Source organism: Allobosea sp. BE125, assembly GCF_031456075.1.
Classification (GTDB): domain Bacteria; phylum Pseudomonadota; class Alphaproteobacteria; order Rhizobiales; family Beijerinckiaceae; genus Allobosea.
Genome location: NZ_JAVDTY010000017.1, coordinates 14,431 through 36,328, shown reverse-complemented (window position 1 = coordinate 36,328; position 21,898 = coordinate 14,431). Strand labels below are relative to the sequence as shown.

19 protein-coding genes and 1 pseudogene are annotated in these 21,898 nt (G+C 65.6%); 10 read left to right on the top strand and 10 right to left on the bottom strand.

Annotated elements, in window-relative coordinates; translation table 11 throughout:
• Positions 1-14 precede the first annotated feature (14 nt).
• Both J2Y55_RS28055 and cynS read right to left on the bottom strand, forming a co-directional pair.
• Positions 15-1,760, bottom strand: a complete 1,746-nt coding sequence (locus J2Y55_RS28055) for an alkaline phosphatase (RefSeq protein ID WP_310159902.1) — start codon at positions 1,758-1,760, stop codon at positions 15-17.
• Between the two features lie 206 nt (positions 1,761-1,966).
• Positions 1,967-2,455: a cyanase gene (cynS, locus tag J2Y55_RS28050; protein ID WP_310159900.1), complete on the bottom strand. Its 489-nt coding sequence runs from the start codon at positions 2,453-2,455 to the stop codon at positions 1,967-1,969.
• Between the two features lie 308 nt (positions 2,456-2,763).
• On the opposite strand from cynS, the pseudogene J2Y55_RS28045 reads away from it, so the two are divergent.
• The 4 genes and pseudogenes from J2Y55_RS28045 to J2Y55_RS28030 all read left to right on the top strand — a co-directional run.
• A pseudogene (locus tag J2Y55_RS28045) lies at positions 2,764-3,129 on the top strand (EamA family transporter); the annotation flags it as partial.
• A gap of 248 nt (positions 3,130-3,377) precedes the next feature.
• Positions 3,378-4,382, top strand: coding sequence for an NAD-dependent epimerase/dehydratase family protein (locus J2Y55_RS28040; RefSeq protein WP_310159897.1), 1,005 nt, complete (start codon positions 3,378-3,380; stop codon positions 4,380-4,382).
• On the top strand, positions 4,379-5,818 hold the full coding sequence (locus tag J2Y55_RS28035; RefSeq protein ID WP_310159896.1) for an aspartate aminotransferase family protein: 1,440 nt from the start codon (positions 4,379-4,381) through the stop codon (positions 5,816-5,818). The genes J2Y55_RS28040 and J2Y55_RS28035 overlap by 4 nt, the downstream gene beginning before the upstream one ends.
• Before the next feature lie 137 nt (positions 5,819-5,955).
• The gene (locus tag J2Y55_RS28030; protein WP_310159895.1) at positions 5,956-6,342 is read left to right on the top strand and encodes a VOC family protein; all 387 of its coding nucleotides are present in this window, start codon (positions 5,956-5,958) and stop codon (positions 6,340-6,342) included.
• A gap of 95 nt (positions 6,343-6,437) precedes the next feature.
• Here J2Y55_RS28030 and J2Y55_RS28025 read toward each other — a convergent pair whose 3' ends face one another.
• The 3 genes from J2Y55_RS28025 to J2Y55_RS28015 all read right to left on the bottom strand — a co-directional run bounded on the left by J2Y55_RS28025 (position 6,438) and on the right by J2Y55_RS28015 (position 9,295).
• Positions 6,438-6,731: a hypothetical protein gene (locus J2Y55_RS28025; RefSeq protein WP_310147160.1), complete on the bottom strand. Its 294-nt coding sequence runs from the start codon at positions 6,729-6,731 to the stop codon at positions 6,438-6,440.
• Positions 6,732-7,077: 346 nt separating this feature from the next.
• Complete coding sequence (locus J2Y55_RS28020; RefSeq protein WP_310159894.1) at positions 7,078-8,391, bottom strand: FAD-binding oxidoreductase; 1,314 nt, start codon at positions 8,389-8,391, stop codon at positions 7,078-7,080.
• Positions 8,392-8,404: 13 nt separating this feature from the next.
• Positions 8,405-9,295, bottom strand: coding sequence for a UbiA family prenyltransferase (locus tag J2Y55_RS28015; protein WP_310159893.1), 891 nt, complete (start codon positions 9,293-9,295; stop codon positions 8,405-8,407).
• A 391-nt stretch (positions 9,296-9,686) separates the two neighbouring features.
• On the opposite strand from J2Y55_RS28015, the gene J2Y55_RS28010 reads away from it, so the two are divergent.
• A complete protein-coding gene (locus tag J2Y55_RS28010) occupies positions 9,687-10,424 on the top strand; it encodes a response regulator (RefSeq protein WP_310159890.1) in 738 nt (245 codons plus the stop codon).
• Here J2Y55_RS28010 and J2Y55_RS28005 read toward each other — a convergent pair.
• From J2Y55_RS28005 to hmuQ, 4 genes are all read right to left on the bottom strand, one after another.
• On the bottom strand, positions 10,388-13,132 hold the full coding sequence (locus J2Y55_RS28005; RefSeq protein WP_310159888.1) for a hybrid sensor histidine kinase/response regulator: 2,745 nt from the start codon (positions 13,130-13,132) through the stop codon (positions 10,388-10,390). The two genes, J2Y55_RS28010 and J2Y55_RS28005, sit on opposite strands and share 37 nt — an antisense overlap.
• Complete coding sequence (locus tag J2Y55_RS28000; protein WP_310159887.1) at positions 13,129-14,040, bottom strand: ABC transporter substrate-binding protein; 912 nt, start codon at positions 14,038-14,040, stop codon at positions 13,129-13,131. Before J2Y55_RS28000 ends, J2Y55_RS28005 begins: the two co-directional genes overlap by 4 nt.
• A 547-nt stretch (positions 14,041-14,587) precedes the next feature.
• Positions 14,588-15,130, bottom strand: a complete 543-nt coding sequence (hutX, locus tag J2Y55_RS27995; protein ID WP_404979054.1) for a heme utilization cystosolic carrier protein HutX — start codon at positions 15,128-15,130, stop codon at positions 14,588-14,590.
• A gap of 11 nt (positions 15,131-15,141) precedes the next feature.
• The gene (hmuQ, locus tag J2Y55_RS27990; RefSeq protein WP_310159886.1) at positions 15,142-15,489 is read right to left on the bottom strand and encodes a heme-degrading protein HmuQ; all 348 of its coding nucleotides are present in this window, start codon (positions 15,487-15,489) and stop codon (positions 15,142-15,144) included.
• A 381-nt stretch (positions 15,490-15,870) separates the two neighbouring features.
• Between hmuQ and J2Y55_RS27985 the strand changes: the two genes are divergently transcribed.
• The 5 genes from J2Y55_RS27985 (at position 15,871) to J2Y55_RS27965 (ending at position 20,936) form a co-directional block, all read left to right on the top strand.
• On the top strand, positions 15,871-16,827 hold the full coding sequence (locus tag J2Y55_RS27985; protein WP_310159884.1) for a heme/hemin ABC transporter substrate-binding protein: 957 nt from the start codon (positions 15,871-15,873) through the stop codon (positions 16,825-16,827).
• Positions 16,824-17,933: a FecCD family ABC transporter permease gene (locus tag J2Y55_RS27980; protein ID WP_310159882.1), complete on the top strand. Its 1,110-nt coding sequence runs from the start codon at positions 16,824-16,826 to the stop codon at positions 17,931-17,933. The genes J2Y55_RS27985 and J2Y55_RS27980 overlap by 4 nt, the downstream gene beginning before the upstream one ends.
• On the top strand, positions 17,920-18,756 hold the full coding sequence (locus tag J2Y55_RS27975; protein ID WP_310159881.1) for a heme ABC transporter ATP-binding protein: 837 nt from the start codon (positions 17,920-17,922) through the stop codon (positions 18,754-18,756). Before J2Y55_RS27980 ends, J2Y55_RS27975 begins: the two co-directional genes overlap by 14 nt.
• A gap of 145 nt (positions 18,757-18,901) precedes the next feature.
• Positions 18,902-19,573, top strand: coding sequence for a response regulator (locus J2Y55_RS27970; RefSeq protein WP_310159880.1), 672 nt, complete (start codon positions 18,902-18,904; stop codon positions 19,571-19,573).
• Between the two features lie 19 nt (positions 19,574-19,592).
• Positions 19,593-20,936, top strand: coding sequence for a sensor histidine kinase N-terminal domain-containing protein (locus J2Y55_RS27965; protein ID WP_310159879.1), 1,344 nt, complete (start codon positions 19,593-19,595; stop codon positions 20,934-20,936).
• An 82-nt stretch (positions 20,937-21,018) separates the two neighbouring features.
• Here J2Y55_RS27965 and J2Y55_RS27960 read toward each other — a convergent pair whose 3' ends face one another.
• Positions 21,019-21,891: an ABC transporter permease gene (locus J2Y55_RS27960; RefSeq protein WP_310159877.1), complete on the bottom strand. Its 873-nt coding sequence runs from the start codon at positions 21,889-21,891 to the stop codon at positions 21,019-21,021.
• Positions 21,892-21,898 lie beyond the last annotated feature (7 nt).

Below are 21,898 nucleotides of genomic sequence, written 5' to 3'. Positions count from 1 at the left end.
GGATCAGGACAGGCTCACTCGCCGCCCAGCGCCAGCGCCTCCGCCATCACGCGGAAGACATAGGTGTTGGGCTTATGGCCGCGGAATTTCTCAGCGCCCGGGCCCATCGCGGTCAAGATGCCATCATCGCCCGAATGCACGCCCGAATTCGCGTCGAAGGGCAGGTTGCCGACCTTGCGCGTCGCCAGCGGTCCGGTGCAATCGGCTTCGTTGGCGACATTGGTCTTGCCGTCGGCACTCTTCACCGCCGGAACGCGCTCGCCATCCATGAAGGGGCGACCGGTATCGCAGGTGTCGGGATAGGTGCCGAAGACCACGGCGAGACGGCGCGAGGTGTTGACATTGGTCGGATAGCCATCGGCGTCGAGCGGACCGTAGTTCGGCGCCTTGGAGTCGGCATAGGTGCCGAGCTTGTCGCGCAGGAGCTGGCCCGAGCGCTCGTCGTCATAGGTGCCGACGAGTGAGACTGCATGGGTATGATCCGGCACGACGATGATCAGCGTGTCATTGCGTTCACCGGCGAAATCCTTGGCGATCTTGACGGCGTTGTCGAGCATGATCGTGTCGAACACGGCCCGCTCCCAATCCAGCGAGTGGCTGTATTTGTCGATACGGCCGGACTCGACCATCAGGAAGAAGCCATCCTCATTGCCCTTCAGCATGTCGATCGCCGCCTTGGTCTGTTCGGCGACGTCCGGCTGGTCGGGAAACTTGGCGACGGTGCCCTTCTTGGCAAGGCGCAGATCGAAGGCGCCGTCGACATTGCTGGTGTTGTAGAGGCCGAGCAGCTTCTTGGCGCCGGACGCGGCAGCCGCATTCATCTCGGTCTTGGTCGTGGCGATGCTGTAGCCGGCCGCCTTGAACTGGGCGATGAAGTCGAGATCATCGGTGCGCTTGGAGCCTGGCGTCGTCTTGGGCAGGAAGTTCGGCGAGCCGCCGCCCATGATCACGTCGGGCTTCACATCATAGAACATCTTGACGATGTCGTTGTAGTCCGAGCGCCGGCGGGTATGGGACACCATCGAGGCCGGGGTCGCATCCTCGATCTCGGCATTGGTGACGACGCCGATCGTCATCTTGTTGCGGCGCTTGATCACTTCCGAGATGGTCTCGACCTTGGGATGGTCCAGCGTCAGCGCGTTCTTGGCGCAGTAGACGCCGAGCGCGTTGACGCAGGATTTGTGGCCGGTGGTGTAGGCATGGGCGCTGTTGGCACTGTCGGTGACGATAGAATCGCTGCCGGAGGTCGAGATCAGCGCCATGTTGGGCATGTCGTCGATGGCGAGCTCGCCATTGAAGCGGCCCTCTTCCCAGCCCTTGGACATGATCCGCGCCGCGGTGCGATGCGCCACCGACATGCCGTCGCCGATGAACAGGATGACGTTCTTGGCCCGGCGCGGCTGGGCCGTCGCGAAGACCTCCCATTTCACCGTCGCCTTGTTCGCCCCTTGCGTCGCCTCGACGACGTAGTTGCCGGCCGGCAGCGTCGCGCCACGCAGCCACAACGCCGAATGCTTCTGGCCTTCTTCGTTCTGGATGAAGGCGGTCGGCTTGCCGAAGATTTCGGCGGCGGGCTTGCCGTTGATCGTGACCTTCACATCGGCCGAGGTCGGCGCGTTGGGGAACTCGACCTTGAAATCGAAGCGCGAGCCCTCGAGGATCTCAGCCCGGTTGATCGGATAGATCGTCTGCGACAGCGCGGGAGTGGCCCCGGCAAGCCCTGTGGCCAGGATCGTCATCAGCCATTTTTGCGCGCGCATGCTCGTCTCCGCTCGAACCCGTTCGATATCCGCCGGCGACCGTTAGGAAGCGCATGTGACAGTACGATTACTACATGCGCTTTCATGACGTTATGAATGTTATACTATAACAATATTCGCAAGCTCCTGAACACCCGCCGCCATCTCCCGCGCGGCTCCGTCTCTTGCACGATGCCGTCTCTTGCACGACGCCATGAACCGGCAGGCTACGCTTCCTTGAAGCCGTAATCGGGAATGCCCTGCTCGTTGCCGTAATATTTATAGGGCAGGAACTTGCCCGACATCGCGATCTTGACGCGGTCGCCCTTCGGGTTCGGCTCGCGCTCGAACTCGATGTTGAAATCGATCGCCGACATGATGCCGTCGCCGAACTCCTCCTCGATCAACGCCTTCCAGGCCGGGCCGTTGACCATCACCATCTCGTAGAAGCGATAGATCAGCGGGTCGGTCGGCGGCATCGGCGTGCCCATGCCACGATATGGCACCTCGTTGAGCATCCGCTTCTCGTTCTCCGTGAGGCCGAACAGGGTCGCAGCCTTCTCCGCCAAGGGCTTGACCAGCTTCATCTGGCCGAGCAGCGCGCCGACAATCAGCACCTCCGACATGCCGCCGATTTCCGCGGTGATGTATTTCCAGCTCCAGCCCTTCTCGCGCTTGATGTCGAGGATCTTCTCGGTGAGTTCTTCGCGCTTCATGGTCTTAAGTCCTCCTTGGAGATGTCGTCGTCGAAATGTCGGTCGCGCCGCCTCAGGCAGCCCTTGGTCAAGCGGCGAGCGGGGTCGAACGGGTCGGCGAACCCAGGCCTGGGTAGCAAGCCGCGGGCCAAGGGCCTGCGCTCACTCCGGTGCCGGCTGCGGCTCCAAGTGAAGTCATTCCGACTTTATGAGATCCCGGCAGGATCATCTTAACGTTACGCGGAAGTAAGGACTGCAACGTAAGGTATTTGAAGTAATTTCCGCGTCATTCAGAGGTCCACCGACCACGCGGAAAACCTGATCGCCCGATGAATTCCTATATTCCCCTGATCCTGTTCACGGTGCTGACCAACGCCGCCGCCCAGCTCATGCTCAAGCGTGGCATGACCGGCCTGGGCCAGCTTGACCCCGGCCATGACGGGCTGATCGCCACGGTCCTGCGCGTCGTCTTCAGCCCTTTCGTCTTCTTCGGCCTGTGCACCTTCGTGGTCAGCATGGCCTCGCATCTCGTCGTGCTGTCGAAGGTTCAGATCAGCTACGCCTATCCGTTCCTGAGCCTCGCCTACGTCGTGGTCGCGGTTTACGCCTATTTCTTCTTCCAGGAGGATCTGAGCCCTGCCCGCATTGCCGGCATTGGGCTGATCATGCTGGGCACCATCTTCATCGCACAGAGCTGAGGGACCGACATGGATCTGATCGCACGCCTCTTCCTTCGCCTCGGCATGCTGCTGGAACAAAAACCCGTGCTCCAGCCGATCCCGGTGCCGGTCCGCACCCCGCCGCGCCTGCCGCGCTGACCTTAGAGCAATGTCCGATCCAGCCGGATCGTTCATTTCTCTAAGCCATTGTTTCAACGCATTTTCTTTACGCGAACCGGTGTCCGCTTCGCTCGAAAATGCTCTAGTCCGGAAGACCTGAACCCATGAAACATATCATCATCGGCGGAGACGGTTTCGTCGGCTCGCATCTGGCGGCGGATCTGGCGGCCATGGGCGAGGAGGTGCTGGTCGCCGACATCGTCAAGAGCGGCCATGCGCACTACGCCAAGGTGCCGTTCCAGCAGATCGACGTGACCAGCGCTGAGAGCGTGAACGCCATCGCGCTCGCCAAGGACGACCTCGTCTACAACCTCTCGGCCAAGATGCTGTCACCCATCGTGACCCGCAAGGAGCGCCACGATTTCTTCTGGCCGGTGAACTATCACGGCACCGCCAATATCCTGGCCTGGATGGAGAAGAACGGCGCCAACAAGCTCGTCCACTTCACCACCGACATGATCTACGGCCATTCCGTCACCGTGCCGCAGGACGAGACCCATCCCGCCAAGCCGCTCGGCGAATATGGCGAGAGCAAACTCGCCACCGAGACGTTGGCGCAGGGCTATCGCGACAAGGGGTTCCAGATCCCGATCTTCCGGCCGCGCCTGATCATCGGGCCGGGCCGGCTCGGCATCCTGGTCAAGCTGTTCACGCTGATCGACATGAACCTGCCGGTGCCGATGATCGGCTCGGGTAAAAACCCCTATCAGTTCATCTCGGTGTTCGACTGCGCCAGCGCCTGCATAGCGGCCTGGAAGGCGGGCTTCCCCAACAGCGCCTATAATCTCGGCTCGGACGATCCGCCGCCGGTGAAGAAGCTGCTCGGCGATCTGATCGCGCATGCCGGCTCGAAATCGATCCTGCTGCCGACGCCGGCGCCGCTGGTCAAGCTGACGCTGAACACGCTCGACTGGATCAACCTGCCGATCATGGACCCGGAGCAGTACATGATCGCCGACGAGATCTGCATCCTCGACACCTCCAAAGCCAAGCGCGAGCTGGGCTGGACGCCCAAGCACCGCGACGAGGACATGCTGCTCGCCGCCTACACCGAATACCGCAAGAGCAAAGACATCCGGAATCAGGCGCAGAGGAGCCTCGCAGCATGAGCATGCCCGCTTTCAAGACCGACGCCGCGCCTGCTCGCCCGAAGCTTTACAGCGTCGAGGAGGCCAAGCAGCTCGACGCCGCGACCGTGCGCGAGCTCTTCACCGCCCATGTCAATCCCGGCCAGGTGCATTTCCTGAAACTGCTCGGCTTCGACAAGATCATCGTCGATCGCGCCCAGGGCATGCATTACATCACGCGCGACGGTCGAAAGATCCTCGATTTCTTCGGCGGCTTCTGCTCGGTCGCCTTCGGTCACAACCACCCGCGCATCGTCGCGGCGCGGCAGAAATTCCAGGACGAGAACCGCCATGAGATCTGCATGGCCTTCATGTCGCAATACGCCTCCGCGCTCGCCGCCAACCTCGCCGCGATCGCGCCCGGCGATCTCGACATGGTCTTCTTCGGCTCGACCGGCTCGGAGGTGATGGAGGCGGCGCTGAAGGTCGCCGAGCAGGCGCAGGGACCAGGTAAGTCCAAGATCCTGCACGCGGCGAACTCCTTCCACGGCAAGACCAAGGGCGTGCTCTCAGTCACGGATTCCAACCTTTACCAGTCGCAGTTCAAGCTGGTCGAGAACCGGATCAAAGTGCCCTTCGGCGACATCGAAGCCGTGCGCCAGGCACTGGAAAGCGATCCCGCGATCGGCATCGTCGTGATGGAGACGATCCAGGGCGGCGGCGGCATCGTCGAGGCGCCGGTGGGGTTCTGGCGCGAATTGCGTGCACTCTGCGACAAGCACGGCGTGCTCTGGGTCGCCGACGAGGTCCAGTGCGGTCTCGGCCGCACCGGCCAGTTCTTCGCCTTCGAGCGTGACGGCGTCGTGCCGGACGTGACCGCGCTCGCCAAGGCGCTTGGCGGCTCCAAGGCGGCGATGGGCGCGATGATCGCCCGCCGCGAGATCTACATGAAAGCCTATGGCAAACCCAAGACCGCGCTGATCCATGCCCAGGCGACGTTCGGCGGCATGGGAGAGGCCTGCATCTCGGCGATCGAGGCGCTGAACGTGCTCTATGAGGAAGACCTCATGGGCAACGCCCAGCGCCAGGGCGACTATCTCATCGAGAAGCTCAACGGGCTGCGCGCGAAACATCCAAGCCTGCTCAAGGAGATCCGCGGGCGCGGCTTGATGATCGGCATCGAGTTCAACGACATCAGCGAGACCATGCCGTTTGGCCTCAAGCACATGGTCGCATTGCTCGACGACAAGCTGAAAGGCTCGCTCTGCGGCTTCATCGGCGCGCTGCTGCTGAAGGATTACGACATGCTCGTCGCCTTCACCGAGTACAACCGCAACGTCATCCGGCTGGAGCCGCCGCTGATCGTCACCCGCGAGCAATGCGACGAATTCATCGCAGCGCTCGACGATCTGCTCTCCCGCGGCATCACCAAGATCGTCACCGACTATCTGCGCAAGGTCGCGGTGGCGAAGGGCTGAGGCCAGTTGTCACGCACTCTCTGAAAGGGCCGGTTCGCCGGCCCTTTTCTTGTCGCATGGAAGCCCCTGACATGCGCTGACGGAAGCTCGAGGCAAAGCTTGCCGAAACCAAGGATTACCGAAACAGGGAGCGCTTCATGCTCGGCCATCTCTCCTTCGGCGTCCGCGATCTCACCACCGCCATCGCCTTCTATGATGCAGCGCTTGGCCCGCTCGGCTTGGTTCGCGTCTGGACCGCTCCGGATGCCGCCGGCTACGGGCCGCCGGGCGGCAGCGATCTCTTGGCGCTGAAACTGCGGCCACAGGCCTCCCCGCCCGGGCCGGGTTTCCACCTCGCCTTCAACGCGTCGACGCACGCCGCGGTCGATGCTTTCCACGCTGCGGCGCTTTTGGCCGGCGGAAGCGATAATGGCGCGCCCGGCCTGCGCCTGCATTACGGGCCGAACTACTACGCCGCCTTCGTCATCGCTCCCGAGGGGTGGGCGCTCGAGGCGGTTTGCCAGGCTGAAGCGCCGCAATCATAGAGTTGCGTTCTTCTCGGCGACGAATAGCCCCCCAAATGCCATCCGGCCCCTCGGGGGAACCGAGGGGCCGGATCGATGCGGGCCATGCTTGCCGCTCAGTAGAGCGAGCAGACCTTGCGGTAGCCGGTGACCTCGCCGAAGCGGTTGACGCGCTCGACCATCTCGCAGCGGCGCACCGGAGCATCCTCCTCATAGACGGGCTCGGCATAGGCGCGGTTGGCGGAGGCTGCGAGCAGGCCGCCGACGGCGAGCGCTCCGACGATGCCGGCGCCGACGCCCCAGCCACGATGGCGCGGATAGGCCTCGGCGCTGCCCGCGCCGGCGAGAATGGCGGTGGAGAGGGTGAGAGCGGCCAGAGCGGCGGTCGCGGTCTTCTTGAAGCTGGTCATGATGGTATCTCCCGAGGTCCAGTCGGGGGCGAACCATTCGCCCTCCATGAGCATTGGTCGCAGCGGACGAGCGGGAGGTTCAAAGGGAGACGATTATTTTTTCGGTCTCCGGGACGAGCATCATATTCGCGCGTCATCCTGGCAGAAGCCCTCGGGTCCGGCCTTCGGTCGGCCCGAGGACAGGCTCCGTGGAGAGCCGTGATCCATCGGAGGGCCAATCTTTTGCAGGGCCAGGCTCTACGATGGATCCCGGGACGACCTGCGGTCGCCCAGGATGACGCGGTGTTTCAGAGCCAGGCCGTCAGAGGCTTCAAAGCCGCACCGCCGAGCCCCGGCCGCATCAGCCTCAACCCGCCGTCACCCGTCGCCAGAAGCTCGACGAGAACCCCGGATCGATATGACGGGCGAACTCCCGCCAATCCGGAAAGGAGGCCTCGAATGTCGCCGGCGACATGCGCGCGTCCTTGTAGGGATTCACGCGCCCGCCGGCTTCGATGGCGATCCGGTCGAGCTCCGCCAGCAGCGCCTCCGTGCGCGCCCCGCGATTGGGAAAGTCGAGCGTCAGGGTCGCCCCTGCGATCGGGAACGACATCATGCCGGGCGACGGCATATCGCCGAAGAGCTTGAGCACGGTCAGGAACGAGGCCTCCCCCGCCACCAGCGTGCGCCTCAGCATCGCCTCCACCGCCTTGCGGGCATGGGCCATCGGCACCGCGCATTGGAACTGGCGCAGGCCCTTGGGCCCATAGGCACGGTTCCAGTTGGCGACACGATCGAGCGGATAGAAGAATGGCCGATAGGGAATGCGCCGCGGCTCAGGTGACGAGGGTTGCGCCGCCCGGTAGAGCGCATTGAAGACGCGCAAAGTCAGCCCGTTGATCAGCGGGATCGGCGGCCTGATCGGAAACGGCAGTGGCCGCTTCGAGCGCGCGAGCGGTGCATCGCCCCCCATCGCATGATTGGCCCGGAAGAAGACGCCTCGACCGAGCTGCGCGCCGCTCGCCAACGAGTCGATCCAGGCGACGGTGTAGTCATGGCTCGCATCGGATTCAGCCGCGATCGCGAAGAAGCGGTCGAGCCCGTCGAAATGCAGCACCTCCTGCTGCATCCCCGCGGAGGTGACCGGCATCAATTGCAGCGTCACCTGCGTGATCAGGCCTGTAAGGCCAAAGCCGCCGATGGTCGCGGCGAAGAGCTCGCCGTTGAGGTCGGGCGCGCAGGTCAGGCGGCGGCCATCCGAGCGGATCAGTTCGAAGGCGCGCACATGCCTGCCGAAGGTGCCGGCGCGATGGTGGTTCTTGCCATGGACGTCATTGGCCAGCGCACCGGCGATCGTGACGAATGCGGTGCCGGGCGTCACCGGCGGAAACCAGCCGGCCTGAACGGTAAGCTTCAGCACATCGTCGAGCAGCACGCCCGCCTCGCAGGTGAGGAGGCCGCTGATGCGGTCGAAGGCGAGGATTCGCTCGAGGCTGCGGCCCAGAATGAGCGCGCCGCCATCATTCAGGCAGGAATCGCCATAGGAGCGGCCATTGCCATAAGCCAGGACCGGCGTCCGATGCTGCGACGGCGCGGCGATCCAGGGCTCGGCCGCGACGATCTCGGTATTTCGGGCGACGAGCCCACCCCAGGAGCGGCACTCCGGCAGGATCTCGCTCATAGCAGGATCTCGCTCACGGCAGGATCGTCGCGGCGACCATGATCAGCAGGACGAGCGAGCCCGTCACCTGGCTGCGCCAGTCGCGGATCATGAAGACGAGCGGATCGTCGGGCATCATGCCGCGTCTGGCCAGGAACCAGACCCGCGACATCTGGTAGAGGACGATCGGGCAGACCAGCCAGATCAGCTCCGGATGACGGTAAAGCTGCTTCACCGCGGCGCTGTCGACATAGAGCGCCAGGATCAGGGCGCAGGTGCAGCCAGACGCCATGCCGAGCTGCGAGAGCGCCTCGATATCCTCGGCATGATAACCCCGCCCGGCCTTTTTCAACCCCGACTGATCCTGCGTGATCCTGAGCTCGGCATAACGCTTCACCAGCGCCAGGCTCAGGAACAGGAACATCGAGAAGGCGAGCAGCCATGACGAGAGCGGGATAGCGGCAGCGGCATTGCCGGCGAGGATGCGCAAGGTATGCAGCGCGGCCAGCCCCAGCACGTCGACCAGGAGCTTGCGCTTGAGCACGAAGAGATAGGCCAAGGCGAGACCGAGATAGGCCGTCAACGCCAGCACGAAGAGCTTGGGCTGCGGCAGCAGCAGGGACAGGGCGAAAGCGGCGGCCAGCAGGACGGGAACCGCCATATAGGCCTGACGCTCGGTGATCTCGCCGGCGGCCAGCGGGCGCTTGCACTTCGTCGGATGCCGGCGGTCGGCTTCGACATCGACGATGTCGTTGAGAAGATAGATCGACGAGGCCATCAGGCTGAAGGAGATAAAGGCGACGAGCCCATGCCCGAGCGACTCCAGATCGAAGACTTCATGATTCAGCAGGATCGGGATGAAGACGAGTCCGTTCTTCAGCCAATGATGCGGCCTCATCGCCCTGATCATCGCCTTGAGAGCCATGTCACCCTTCTCTTCCGTCAAAGAATCTGCCCGACGGCGAGCGAAAGACGCGCAGCCACGAGGCCCAGCCGAGTTTCCACTATTCGGGCGAGGGCTTTCTTCTGCGAGAAATCCTAAATCCGGGTGCAGAAACAAAGCGCAACACAGCGCTATTGCTTGCCATGATTAATATCTGCCTGCCGGCGCCCGTGAATATCGGCCCCAGTTGTGCTCTCCGAAAACCTGTCTCCTCCCGGCAAGATGTCTTCCTTTCGTGAACCGGCATTCACGCTGCCCGCGCACATCGCCTTGCAAAGCTTGTCGGACAATTGGATCGTGCAAATGCGCCGGGGGCTCGGCGTATGCAGCCGGCGCGTCAGGCCGGATCTGATCCGACAGGTGCGCTTCGGGCATGAACGCGACGAGCGAAACTGCGGCGGCAAACCGCGAACGCCTCGTCATTGTCGAGGACGACCCTGTAACGCGCGCCATGATCTCGGGTTATTTCACCGACCAGGGCTTCAGGGTCGAGGAAGCCGAGAGCGTGGCCGAGGCGCGCAGGGTGGTGCGTCGAGTCAAGCCCGAGCTGATCTTCCTCGATGTCGTCCTGCCCGATGGCGACGGTTTCGAGCTCGCCAAGGAGCTGCAGGGCTTCTCTGACGCCGGCATCATCTTCGTTACGCGCCGCGACACCGATATCGACCGGATCGTCGGGCTCGAGCTCGCTGGCGATCATTACGTCACCAAACCGGTCAATCTGCGCGATCTGCTGGCGCGGACACGCTCGCTGCTCCGCCGCCGCAAGATCGAGCGCGATACGGCGCGGCGCAGCACCACGATCACCTTCGGCCCCTTCATGATCGACCTGCTGCGGCGCGAGCTGGCGACGGTCAACGGCGATCCTATCCGGCTGACGCGGGGCGAGTTCGATCTGCTTGCCGCGCTCGTCGACAGCAATGGCCGGCCGCTCAGCCGCGACTATCTGATCGAGGTCGTCAGCAACCGCCATGGCGAGGTCGACGCCCGCACCGTCGACGCGCTGGTCGCGCGGCTGCGGCGAAAACTGACGGGAGCTGGCGACCCGGGGGTGATCGCGACGGTCAGCGGCATCGGCTACAAGCTCGGCATCTTCGCCGACCGTAACGCCTGATCCTCCGACACGCCCTTCCTACCGGCGGCACCTCGCAATGCCAGCGCCGCCAGCGCGTCGCCGCGCGCCTGCGCTAGGTCAGCCACCGCCTGCGCCATGACTTGCAAGGATGCGATACGGGCCTCGGCCTCGATCGTCGATGCGATGGTCACCGCCTGGCCGAGCCCCAGCGCGCTGGCCGAGCTCGCAAACTGATGCGCCGCCCGCTCCAGCGCCTTGCGGTCGCCCTGCTCGATCGCCCGGCCGAGCTGCTCCAGAATATCCCCCGAGACCGTCTGGAACAGCGCAACCAGACGCCCCATGCGTTCGGCGCCAACCAGCAGCGCCTGCGCGTCGAGGAACGCCTCGTCGACGGGGAGGTCCGGCGACAGGCTCGCATTCGCCAGGCGCCCCGGTCTGCGCGCGTTGCGCGTCAGCACCTGCCGCAAGGCCGCGGATGTTGCGGGCTTGGGCACGATCGTGGTCAGGCCCGCCGCGAGAAGCCGGCGCATCGTCTCCGGCGACACATCGGCGGTCAGCGCCACGATCGCCGGGCAGACGATCTCCGGGATAGCGCGGATCGCGGCCGCGGTCTCGATGCCGTCCATGCCGGTCATGTGCATGTCGAGCAGCACGAGATCGACGCGCTTCGACGCCAGCAGCACGAGCGCAGCCTCGCCGGAGCTGGCGGTCAGCACGCGGTGCCCCGCCTTGGCGATCATGATCCGCGCCACCTCCCGCGTGACGGGCTCGTCATCGACGACGAGCACCACGAGCGGCGTCTCGGCCGTCTCGGCATGCGGCGCATGCGCAACGCTCGTCGCGGCTGCAGCCGGTAACCTGACCCAGAAGGTGCTGCCAACCCCGACTTCGCTGAGGACCGAAATCGAGCCGCCCATCAGGGTCGCAAGCTTGGTGCAGATCGCCAGTCCCAGACCGACGCCGCCGGAACGCCGCCCTGTTTCGGGATCGACCTGCACGAAATCCTGGAAGATGCGGCGTTGCATGGCGGGATCGATGCCGATGCCGGTATCGTGCACCGCGATCACCAGCATCGGCCCGGACGCATCGTCGGCCGGCTCCAGAGCGGCGCCGATCTCGATCTCGCCGGCATCGGTGAAGCTGATCGCATTGCGCAGGAGATTCTGGACGATCCGGTTGATCTTGCCGGGATCACCATTGAGCCTCGCCATCGCGACAGGCTCGATGTCGAGGCGGAGCGCCAGACCCTTGCGCTCGGCTGCCGGCCGCATCAGCGCGATGGCCGCTGCGAGCAGGGGGCCGGGCTCGTAGTCACGCTTCTCCAGGCTCTCTGTGCCCGCCTCCAGCCGCGAGAGGTCGAGCGTCGCATTGGCGAGGTCGATCAGCGTCTCGCCGGAGGTCGCCGCCATTTCGACCAGCCGCCGATCGCGCTGGCTCATGCGCTTGCGGTCGAGGATTTCGAGCACGCCGAGCACGCCCGACAAGGGCGTGCGGATGTCGTGCCCCACCACCGCCAGGAAGCGGGATTTGGCTTTCGTCGCCTCCTCGGCCAATTCGCGCGCCTGCTCGGCGGCGCGCTGCCCCGTTGATGCCTGGTCGAGCGCCTTGGCCAGGGCAGCCGTGCGCTGGGACACCTTGTCCTCCAGGATGCTCCGGCTCTCCTGCAAGCGCGCAGCCATCAGGTTGAACTGGTCGCCGAGCTCCTGAAGCTCGTCGCCGGTGCGAATGTCGATGCGCTCGTCGAGCTGGCCCTCGCCAATCCGGGCGGCGCCTTCGGTCAACGCCCGGACCGGTGCGACCAGGCGCCCGCTGAGCAGGATGCTGGTTATCACGGTGATGAGCAGCGCCCCGGCGAGGATGATCAACGAGCGCAGGATCGAAGCGTAAATCGGCGCATAAGCCTCGCTTTGCGGCAGGTCGACGATGACACTCCAGTCGAGATTCGGCACGGGCGCGACGACCGACAGGACCGCCCGCCCCTCGATATCGCGGGTCGACAGGCTATCGCCGGGCAGCATCGCGCCCTGAATATCCGGCCGCGGATAAGCCTGCAGGAGCGGCAGCAAATTCGTGCCCCTCAGGACGAAGCGGAGATCGGGATGCGCGATCAGCCGGCCGGAACGATCGACGACATAGGCCCGTCCTTCCACGCCGACCTTCATCTGCGAGACGAGTTCTTTGATGAAGGTCAGATTGACCGTCGCCAGGACCACGCCGCCTTTCGTTTCGGTCACCCGTTTTCCCAGCAGCAGATAAGGCTCGGAGCCGCGCCGGAATTCGACACCGCTCCGGAAGTTGCCCTGAGCCAATGCCGCCTGGACGATCGGATCACTGGACAGGTCCGTCCCTGTGCCGATGCGGTCGCGCTCGGTGCGCGACAGGGCCAGCAATTCGCGCCCTTCGGCGTCCGTTCGCCTGAGATCGAGGATCGCCGGGGCCAGCCGCAGCAGGCGCAGCCCATCGAGATGGAGCTCTTCGAGGGCAAGGGCGCCCGAGCTGCTCAGCGAAACCCAATCGAGCTGCCGCGCGATATCGCCGACAAATCCGCTGATGCGCTGCGCCGCCGCCTGCGCCTGCTCCTGCTGGACACGCGCCACCAGCGCCCGCTGATCGGAAAAGGCGAAGATCGTGCCGATGATGCCGTTGATGCCCAAAGCGAGGCTGATCGCGAAGCCGACGAACAGCGCGTATTTACGGGCGAGCGCACCGCGCGGCCCGCGCCTGGCCGCGTCGATGATCCCGCTCATGACACGATCCGCGAGGCGCGCACGCGCAGCGCAAGCGGGATCGTCAATCCCAGCGCCATGGCCGCCTTCTCATTGATCACCAGCTCGAAGCTGCGTGAGAACTGGACGGGGAGCTCGGCGACGTTCGCGCCACGAAAGATCAGGTCGATATAGCTCGCCATGACCAGATCGGATTCGTCGCGACCGCCGGTGTAAGACATCAGCCCACCAGCCTCGACGAAGGTCTCGTAGGGATACATCGTCGGCATCCGGTATTTCGCCACCAACGGCGCGATTGCCCGGGCATTCCGGAAGGTGAAGCTGTCCGGCGGGAAGAACAGTCCCGTGCCCGGTTGCGCGGCGAGTTCGGCAAGAGCGGGCTCGATCTCGCCTAGGGTCGAGACCGGAGCGCTGACCAGCGACATCCCGAGCTCTTTTGCGCTCCCGCGCAGATGCTCGACATAGGTCACGCCTCCGGCAGCCGCGGACACCGGATTGTAGATGACGCCGATCCGCGCGGTCGCCGGCGCGATCTCGCGCAGCAGATCGACCCATTTCGCCGCCATCGTCGGCTCATTGTTGCTGAAACCGGTCGCGTTGCCTTCCGGCCGCTCGAGCGAGCGCACGAAACCGCTCCCGACCGGATCGGACGCCGTCGAGAACAGCACCGGGATCGCGCGCGTCGCGGCCAGGATGGCGGTCGTCTCGGTGCTGGAGCCGGCGACGATGACGTCGGGCGTTTCGCCGACCAGGTCCCTGGCCGTCGTCGCCAGGGTCTGCGGATCGGAGTTTGAGGAGCGGACGAGATAGCGAATATTCTGCCCTTCGATCCAGCCGCGCTGCACCATCAGGCGCTTCAGCATGCCCAGGCGCGCCAGCACGATCGGATGATCGAGCGGCAAACCGATCATGAAGGCGGCAAGCCGCATGCGTTCGGCCGCCTCAGTGGGCGATGACGCGAAGCCCGCAGTGAGGGAGGCCAACGCACAGAGAAAGGACCGACGCTGCATCCGTGCCGCCAGGATCGTCATGCGCCGCGCTCACCGCGGCAAGGGATGCCGGCACGGTGCCATGCCTCGCCGCGCAGGTCGAGCGTCAGGACGTTAGGGAAGCAGGTGGCCTATTTGCGCCAGCGCGGCGCGCTGTATCCCCGGTAACGCGCATCGACCCGCGCCTCGGGGATGGGCCACTCATAGACCGGCGCGAAGATCCAGCATTGCAGCCGATTCCATTCGGCTGCATCCCGCGCCCCTTTACAGGCTCCGATATGCGAGCGCTGCCAAAAGGCGTTGGCCGGCATGGACCACGCGAACAGCGCAAGCGCGAGAACGAAGATCGATCTGCTCAAGCAGCGACGCCTCATTGGCGGCCCCGGTCGACCGGGGCCGCTTGAACCCCAAGCTCATGAGGAAGGCATGGATGTCCTACCAAACGCTGAACAGCCGCTTCGCCTGGAGCCGGATAGAGCGCCGGCCGTCAGGCGAAGCGGGTCTTCAGCGCCTCGAACATTGTGACCTGTTCGGCGATCAGCGCCCGGCTCGCATCGCGCCGGACGAAGACCTTGAACATCGCCTCGCCCGCGCCATTGAAGAACTGCACCGAGCAGGACCGGCGTCCGTGGAAAAGCCGGTCGACCAGATAAATCGCGCGGCAATTCTCGGCCTTGATATGACCGCCGATCGGGCTGTCGCCATGGATGTTGTAATAGCCATGGCCGAAGGAGCCGACCGGCAGCGCGCCTTCGCATTCCAGCACGATATCGGGCGTGTGGACAATGAAGAGCACGCTCCCCCAGTTCGCGAGTTCCTGCCAGAGCGCCTCGAAGCGCTCGGGCGCGATCGCCGTCCGCTGCCCCAGTGGCGTCTCCTCCAGCACGGCAAGCGTCGGCACGCCGACCTCGCGGGCGATCGCCTCGATGACGCCGTCGGGCTTGGCCGCCAGCATCTGCCTGACACGCGCCATCGGGTCGTTTGCCGGCGGTTCCTGGCCAGCCAGCGGGATCACCTGCGAGATCGACATGCCGCCTCCCCTCACTCGGCCGCCTGGCGGGGCCGATGCGGATTGCTTTCGCTCAGCACCGTCTCGAAGCCCTCGAACTCGGGATGACCGAGATAGATCGGCGTCGCGCGCGGCTGGCCGGCATTGCGATGGGATTCGCGGAACTGCTCGGACTTGGTCCAGGCCGTGAAATCCTCCTTCGAGGCCCAGCTGGTATGCGAGGAATAGAGGGTGTGATCCTCCTTCTCCGGGCCCTTCAGCAGATGGAAGCCGAGGAAGCCCGTCATCTCGTCGAGGCGCGTCTTGCGCGACGACCAGACCGTCTCGAAGGCGGCCTCCTCTCCCTTGACGACCTTGAAGCGGTTCATGGCGATGAACATGGGATCTATCCTGACTTGGCTGGCGGATGAGCTGGGCTCGGGTGGTTCTTTCAGCATGCCGAACCGGACGGGATTGCCGTCCGGACCGACAGGAATTGCCTGTTTTCAAGGAGACACGGAAACGCGCCTGATCGTGGCGGAAGAATACACGGTGCAGCCTCGGCCCTGGAACAATAACGGCTCGCTGGCCGGCGCGGGATGCGCCTTGCCGACAAGCGTTCAGCGCTCACCGTGCCCGGCGCGCCACTCTTGACCCTCTGTAGTAAAACCGAATATCTCCGTCAACAACACCGAAACATAATCTAAATTAGACGAATTAAAAAGAGCGAATACTTGCCTGATGCTAACGCGAGGCAATCAACACCAGACGGAGATGATCTCATGGCCGGCCGCAACGCCCTGCTCGCCCCGGCGGCTCCCCGCCTCAATCGGCGCGAACTCGGTGCAGCGCTCGCCTTGACGCTGATCGCCGCCATCGATCTGACGAGTTCCGCCTCCTTCGTCACGCGCAGCTTCGCGCAGACGCCCGAGCGCATCGTCGCGGCCGGCGGCGTGATCACCGAGGTGCTTTATGCGCTGGGCCTGCAGGACCGGCTTGTGGGCGTCGATTCGACCAGCCAGTTCCCTGCCGAGGCGCTGAAGGACAAGCCCAATATCGGTTATGTCCGTGCTCTCTCGGCGGAAGGCGTACTCTCGCTCAAACCCTCGCTCGTCATGGCGATCACCAGCGCCGGCCCGCCGGATGCGATCTCGCTGCTGAACGAAGCGGGCGTGCGCCTCGCGCGGATTCCCGACGATACGAGCGCCGAAGGCGTCGTCACCAAGATCGAGGCGATCGGCGCGGTCGCCGGTGCGGTCGAGCCCGCGCGCCGGCTCGCGGCGCAGACCAAGGCGCGCTTCGACGAACTGGCGACGCTGCGCACGGCCTTGCCGGCTAAGCGCCGCGTGCTCTTCGTGCTCTCCTTGCAGAATGGCCGCACCGTGGTCGGCGGGCGCAACAGTTCGGCGGACGCGATCATCGATCTCGCCGGCGGCATCAATGCGGCGGCCGCAGTCGAGGGCTACAAGACGATGACCGACGAGGCGATCATCGCCGCTGCACCCGACGCCATCCTGATGATGCGCAACAGCGGTAACCACGACACGGCAACCGAGGCGCTGTTCGCCTTGCCCGCCTTCTCCCAGACGCCGGCGGCGGCGCAGCGCGCCCATATCGTCATGGACGGCCTCTACCTGCTCGGCTTCGGCCCACGCACGCCGGCGGCCGCGCGCGACCTCATGGCCGCGCTCTACCCCGGCGCCGCGATCCCGCCGCTGAAGACGGCGGCTGCACCATGACGCTTGCCGCCCGCCCCGGCGAGCTCGCCGCCTTGTCGTCGCTTGCAGCCTTCACGGCCGGCCGGAGGCGACAGGCGGTCCTCGCGGTCTTCGGCGTGACCTTGCTCTGCCTCGTGCTCGCCATCGTCGCGACCGGCCAGGGTGCGGTCCAGATCCCGCCGGCTCGCGTTGCCGAGATTCTGATGGCGAAGCTCTCCGGCCAGGACGAATTGCTGACCGGGCGCGACGCGCTGGTCGTGCTCAACATCCGCCTGCCCCGCGTGCTGCTCGCCATGCTGATCGGCGCGGCACTCGCCATCTCGGGCGCGCTGATGCAGGGCCTGTTCCGCAATCCGCTCGCCGATCCCGGCCTCGTCGGCGTCTCGGCCGGGGCGGGGCTCGCCGCTGCGACGACCATCGTCCTGGGCGACCGCCTCCTCGCCGGCACCGGCTTCAAATTGCCCTTCGCCGCCCTGCCCGTCGGCGCCTTCTGTGGCGGCCTGATCTCGACATTGGCGCTCTATCTGATCGCGACGCGCCAGGGCCGCACCTCGGTCGCGACCATGCTGCTCGCCGGCGTCGCGCTCGGCGCGCTGGCGGGCTCGCTCACCGGCCTGCTCGCCTTCATCTCGGACGACCGGCAATTGCGCGACCTGACCTTCTGGTCGCTCGGCAGTCTTGGCGGCGCGAGCTGGGCCAAGCTCGTCATCGTCGCACCGATCGTGCTGCCGCTGCTCTTCGCCGTGCCATTGCTCGCGCGCGGGCTCAACGCCCTGATGCTGGGCGAGGCCGAGGCCTACCATCTCGGCCTGCCGGTGCAGCGCATCAAGGGGCTTGCCATCCTGCTCGTCGCGCTCGCCGTCGGTGCAAGCGTCGCCACAGCCGGCGTCATCGGCTTCGTCGGCATCGTCGTGCCGCATCTGATCCGGCTCGCCATCGGGCCTGACCACCGCCTGCTGCTGCCGCTTTCGGCGCTTGGCGGCGCGACCCTGCTGGTCGGGGCCGACATCGCCGCGCGCCTGATCGTGGCCCCGGCGGAACTGCCCATCGGCATCGTCACCGCAGCGGTCGGCGCGCCGTTCTTCCTCTGGCTTCTCCTGCGCCGGGCAAACCATGTCGATCTCTGACACGCACGGCCCCGCGCTCGTCGCCTGCGAGGGCGTGAGCTTCGCGATCGGCCGGCGCAAGCTCGTCGATCAGGCCTCGCTTGAACTTCGCCCGGGCCGCACGACCATTCTGGTCGGCCCCAACGGCGCGGGAAAATCGACGCTGCTGAAACTCCTGACCGGTGAACTGCATCCAAGCACAGGCGGGATATCCTTCGATGGCGAGCCGCTCGGCGCGGTGCCGGGCTGGCGGCTCGCCTCGCGGCGCGCCGTGATGGCGCAGCAGACCAGGCTCGCCTTTCCCTTCACGGTCTACGAGGTCGCGCGGCTGGGCGTCGACGGCGTCGGCCGCCGCCTGCCGCGAGGCCAGCGCGAAGCCCTGATCGGTCAGGCCCTGAGCGCCGCCGGCGTGCTCGACCTCGCCGCGCGCAGCTACCAGACCCTCTCGGGCGGCGAACAGCAGCGGGTGCAGTTCGCCCGCGCGCTCTGCCAGCTCGAGGCCGGGCGCGGCGCCGGGCCATCCCAGGCGCTCTTCCTCGACGAGCCGATCGCGAGCCTCGACCTCTGCCATCAGCTCGCGCTTCTGGACATGGCCCGCAGCCTCGCCAGCCGTGGCGTTGCCGTGCTGATCGTGCTGCACGACCTCAACCTCGCCGTGACCTATGCCGACGAGCTCGTGATCATGGACCAGGGCCGCATCGTCGCCCGCGGCGCCCCCGCCGCGACGCTGGACGACGCGCTGCTGCGCCAGGTCTTCAAGGTCGATCTCTCGCTCAGTCGCGCGCCGGCGCCGGGCCTGCCCTTCCTGCTGCCGCAGCAGCACCGGGCGCAGAGCGCCGCCTGATAGCGAAAGCCCAGCGGCAGAAACCTCGCTTTGTGTCGCGACGGCCCACGGTCACGCTCGCGCGGTAAGCTCGTTCCGGGCTCCGCTTTGCCCTCGCCCGGCTTTTGGAACATAAGGGGCCCTGCGGCCCCGACGGCGATGGCAGATGCGCATTTTACTGGTCGAGGATAATCGCGAGCTTTCCGACTGGCTCGGCCGGTTGCTGCGCAAGAGCCGCTATGTCGTCGATTGCGTCCATGATGGTGCGGACGCCGATGCGGCGCTGTCGACGCAGCACTATGACGTGATCATCCTCGACATGGGCCTGCCGCAGATGACCGGGCTCGAAGTGCTGCAGCGTTTCAGGAGCCGCCGCGGCCTGACGCCCGTCATCATCCTGACCGCCAACGACGCCGTCACCAGCCGCATCGCCGGGCTCGACGCCGGCGCTGACGACTACCTCGTCAAGCCGTTCGACCCTGACGAGCTGGAGGCGCGCATTCGCGCGCAGTTGCGTCGCCGGCAAAACGACAAGACCCTGCGCGTCGTCTTCGGCGCGCTCGAACTGGAGACGAATACGCGCCAGTTCCTGCTGGCCGGCGAAGCCCTGCCCTTGACGCAGCGCGAGCATGCGGTGCTGGAAACGCTCATCCTGGCCTCCGGCCGCGTCGTGTCGAAAGCGGCCCTGAGCGAAACCGTGTTCGGCCTCGACGACGATGCCAGCTCGAACGCGATCGAGATCTATGTCCACCGCGTGCGCAAGAAACTGGAGGGCCAAGGCGTCGCGATCGGCACCTTGCGCGGCCTCGGCTATGCGCTGAGGAAGCAGGATGCCTAGGACTCTACGCGGCGAGTTGTTGGGATGGCTTCTCATCCCCCTGGCCGGCGTGGTCGCGTTCAATGCCTGGACGACCCATCGCAGCGCGGTCGCCACAGCCAATCTGATCACCGACCGCACCTTGCTGGCCTCGGCCCGCGTCATCGCCGAGCAGGTGAAGGACAATGAGGGCAGCGTCGAGGCGCTGATCCCGCCCTCCGCGCTGGAGATGTTCGCCTCGCCCGACCGGGACCATGTGATCTACCGCGTCATGGCGCCCTCGGGAGAATTGATCGCCGGCTTCCCGGACGTGGCCATACCGCCGCGTCCGCCGGTCGATCTGCAGCCAGTCTATTTCGAGGCGCGGTTCCGCATCGAGGACATCCGGGCGGTGGCGATCTCCCAGCCCGTCGTCTCGAAGTCGGCGGGTGGGAATGCGCTCGTCGTGGTCGGCACCAGCTTGCGCGGCCGCGACCGGCTCGTCACCGAACTCTGGCTGAGATCGCTGCGCGACCAGACGCTTCTCGTCGGGATCGCGGCACTTCTGGCGCTGTTTGGTTTGCGCAGGGGTCTGGCGCCATTGCTACGCTTGCGTAGTGAACTCCTTGCCCGCGACCCCGGCTCGCTTCAGCCTTTGGCCAGCAAGAACCTCCAGACCGAGTTGAAACCGCTGATCGACGCGCTGAACCACGCTTTCGCGCGCATCCAGACCTATATCTCGCTGCAACGACGCTTCGTCGCCGATGCCTCGCATCAGTTGCGCACCCCGCTCGCCGTGCTGAAGACGCAAGCCACTGTCGGCCTGCGCGACAGCGAGACGGCGGCCAAGACCGAGGCCCTGACCGCGATCGATGGCGGGCTCGACGCCATGACGCGCGTCGTCAACCAGCTTTTGGTGCTGGCGCGGGCGGAGCCGGGCGGCGCGGCGATGCGCAAGGAGGCGGTCGACTTCGCTGGGATCACCCGGGCCGCGCTTGAAAGCCGCGCCATGCTCGCCTTCGACCGGCGCATAGACCTGTCGTTCGAGGGTGACCAGGCCGGCCTGGAGCTGCAGGGCCATGTCACGCTGCTGCGGGAGATGGTGGCCAATCTGGTCGAGAACGCCTTGCGCTATACGCCCGAGGGCGGCGCCGTCAGCGTGCGCCTGACGCGGGAGCCAAGCGAGATCCATCTCAGCATCGAGGATAACGGTCCGGGCATCCCGGAGGCCGAGCGCGAACGGGTGTTCGAGCGCTTCTATCGCCTGGCCTCGGGCCCGGACGGAACCGGGCTGGGGCTTGCGATCGTGCGCGAGATCGTGGCCGCCCATGGCGGTCGCATCGCGTTGTCGGAACGCAGGCCGCCGCCGGGCCTGCACGCCGAAATCATCTTGCCGGCGAGCTGAGGACGAGCCCGCCGGCAATACGCATGTTACTGGTTGTCCTGCAGTTACTGGTTGTTCTGCAGTTACTGGTTGTCTTGTCCTATCAGTGGTCTTGCAGCGGCGCCGGACGCCAGGTCGCGAGGCTGCTCTCGACCCAGGTCATCAGATATTCGGCGGCCAGCGCCACGACCATGATGATGACGATCGCCGCATACATGCCCGCCGCGTCGAAGGAGCCCTTGGCGATGTTGATCAGCAGGCCGACGCCGTAGCGCGCCCCGACGAACTCGCCGACGATGGCGCCGACGATGGCGAAGCCGAAGCTGACATGGAGCGAGGCGAAGATCCAGCTCATCGCCGAGGGGATCACCACCGAGCGCGTCAATTGCCAGCCCTTGGCGCCGAGGATCTGCGCATTGGCCATCAGGTTCCGGTCGGCCTCGCGCACGCCCTGGAAGGCGTTGGCGAAGACGACGAAGAACACCATCACGAAGGAGAGCGCGACCTTGGAGGCAAGGCCGAGGCCGAAGATCATGATGAAGATCGGCGCCAGCACGACACGCGGGATCGAATTGATCACCTTGATGTAGATCGAGAAGATGTCGGCAAGCATGCGGTTGCGACCGAGCGCGATACCGACCACGATGCCGGCGATCGAGCCGGTCGCAAAGCCGATCAGCGATTCCTCCATCGTCACCCAGAGATGGAACCAGAGCGGGCCTTCCGAGGTGCCCTCCGTGATCCATTCGACCAGGCGCTCATAGATCGCGCTCGGGCTCGAGAAGAAGAACTCGTCGATGATGGCGGTGCGGGAGGCGATCTCCCAGCCGCCGAGGATGGCGGCAAGAATGGCCCAGCGCCAGAACAGCACCATGTGCTTGCGGTGGCGGGCGGCCTTGGCGGCGGCGGCTTCGATCTCGGCGTCCGAGGTCCCGGCGCGGAAAATGGCGCCCGAAGTGATGGCTGTGTCGGTCATGTCCTTT

Excerpts from the sequence above, each read along its gene's own strand:
- J2Y55_RS27970 (WP_310159880.1), top strand. The coding sequence starts at position 18,902 with ATGCGCATTTTACTGGTCGAGGATAATCGCGAGCTTTCCGACTGGCTC.
- J2Y55_RS28030 (WP_310159895.1), top strand. The coding sequence starts at position 5,956 with ATGCTCGGCCATCTCTCCTTCGGCGTCCGCGATCTCACCACCGCCATC.
- J2Y55_RS28015 (WP_310159893.1), bottom strand. The coding sequence starts at position 9,295 with ATGGCTCTCAAGGCGATGATCAGGGCGATGAGGCCGCATCATTGGCTG.
- J2Y55_RS27960 (WP_310159877.1), bottom strand. The coding sequence starts at position 21,891 with ATGACCGACACAGCCATCACTTCGGGCGCCATTTTCCGCGCCGGGACC.
- hmuQ (WP_310159886.1), bottom strand. The coding sequence starts at position 15,489 with ATGTTCATCGCCATGAACCGCTTCAAGGTCGTCAAGGGAGAGGAGGCC.
- J2Y55_RS28025 (WP_310147160.1), bottom strand. The coding sequence starts at position 6,731 with ATGACCAGCTTCAAGAAGACCGCGACCGCCGCTCTGGCCGCTCTCACC.
- cynS (WP_310159900.1), bottom strand. The coding sequence starts at position 2,455 with ATGAAGCGCGAAGAACTCACCGAGAAGATCCTCGACATCAAGCGCGAG.
- J2Y55_RS28040 (WP_310159897.1), top strand. The coding sequence starts at position 3,378 with ATGAAACATATCATCATCGGCGGAGACGGTTTCGTCGGCTCGCATCTG.
- J2Y55_RS28000 (WP_310159887.1), bottom strand. The coding sequence starts at position 14,040 with ATGCGGCTTGCCGCCTTCATGATCGGTTTGCCGCTCGATCATCCGATC.
- J2Y55_RS27975 (WP_310159881.1), top strand. The coding sequence starts at position 17,920 with ATGTCGATCTCTGACACGCACGGCCCCGCGCTCGTCGCCTGCGAGGGC.
- J2Y55_RS27985 (WP_310159884.1), top strand. The coding sequence starts at position 15,871 with ATGGCCGGCCGCAACGCCCTGCTCGCCCCGGCGGCTCCCCGCCTCAAT.
- J2Y55_RS28055 (WP_310159902.1), bottom strand. The coding sequence starts at position 1,760 with ATGCGCGCGCAAAAATGGCTGATGACGATCCTGGCCACAGGGCTTGCC.
- hutX (WP_404979054.1), bottom strand. The coding sequence starts at position 15,130 with ATGTCGATCTCGCAGGTGATCCCGCTGGCTGGCCAGGAACCGCCGGCA.
- J2Y55_RS28010 (WP_310159890.1), top strand. The coding sequence starts at position 9,687 with ATGAACGCGACGAGCGAAACTGCGGCGGCAAACCGCGAACGCCTCGTC.
- J2Y55_RS28020 (WP_310159894.1), bottom strand. The coding sequence starts at position 8,391 with ATGAGCGAGATCCTGCCGGAGTGCCGCTCCTGGGGTGGGCTCGTCGCC.
- J2Y55_RS27980 (WP_310159882.1), top strand. The coding sequence starts at position 16,824 with ATGACGCTTGCCGCCCGCCCCGGCGAGCTCGCCGCCTTGTCGTCGCTT.
- J2Y55_RS28035 (WP_310159896.1), top strand. The coding sequence starts at position 4,379 with ATGAGCATGCCCGCTTTCAAGACCGACGCCGCGCCTGCTCGCCCGAAG.
- J2Y55_RS28005 (WP_310159888.1), bottom strand. The coding sequence starts at position 13,132 with ATGAGCGGGATCATCGACGCGGCCAGGCGCGGGCCGCGCGGTGCGCTC.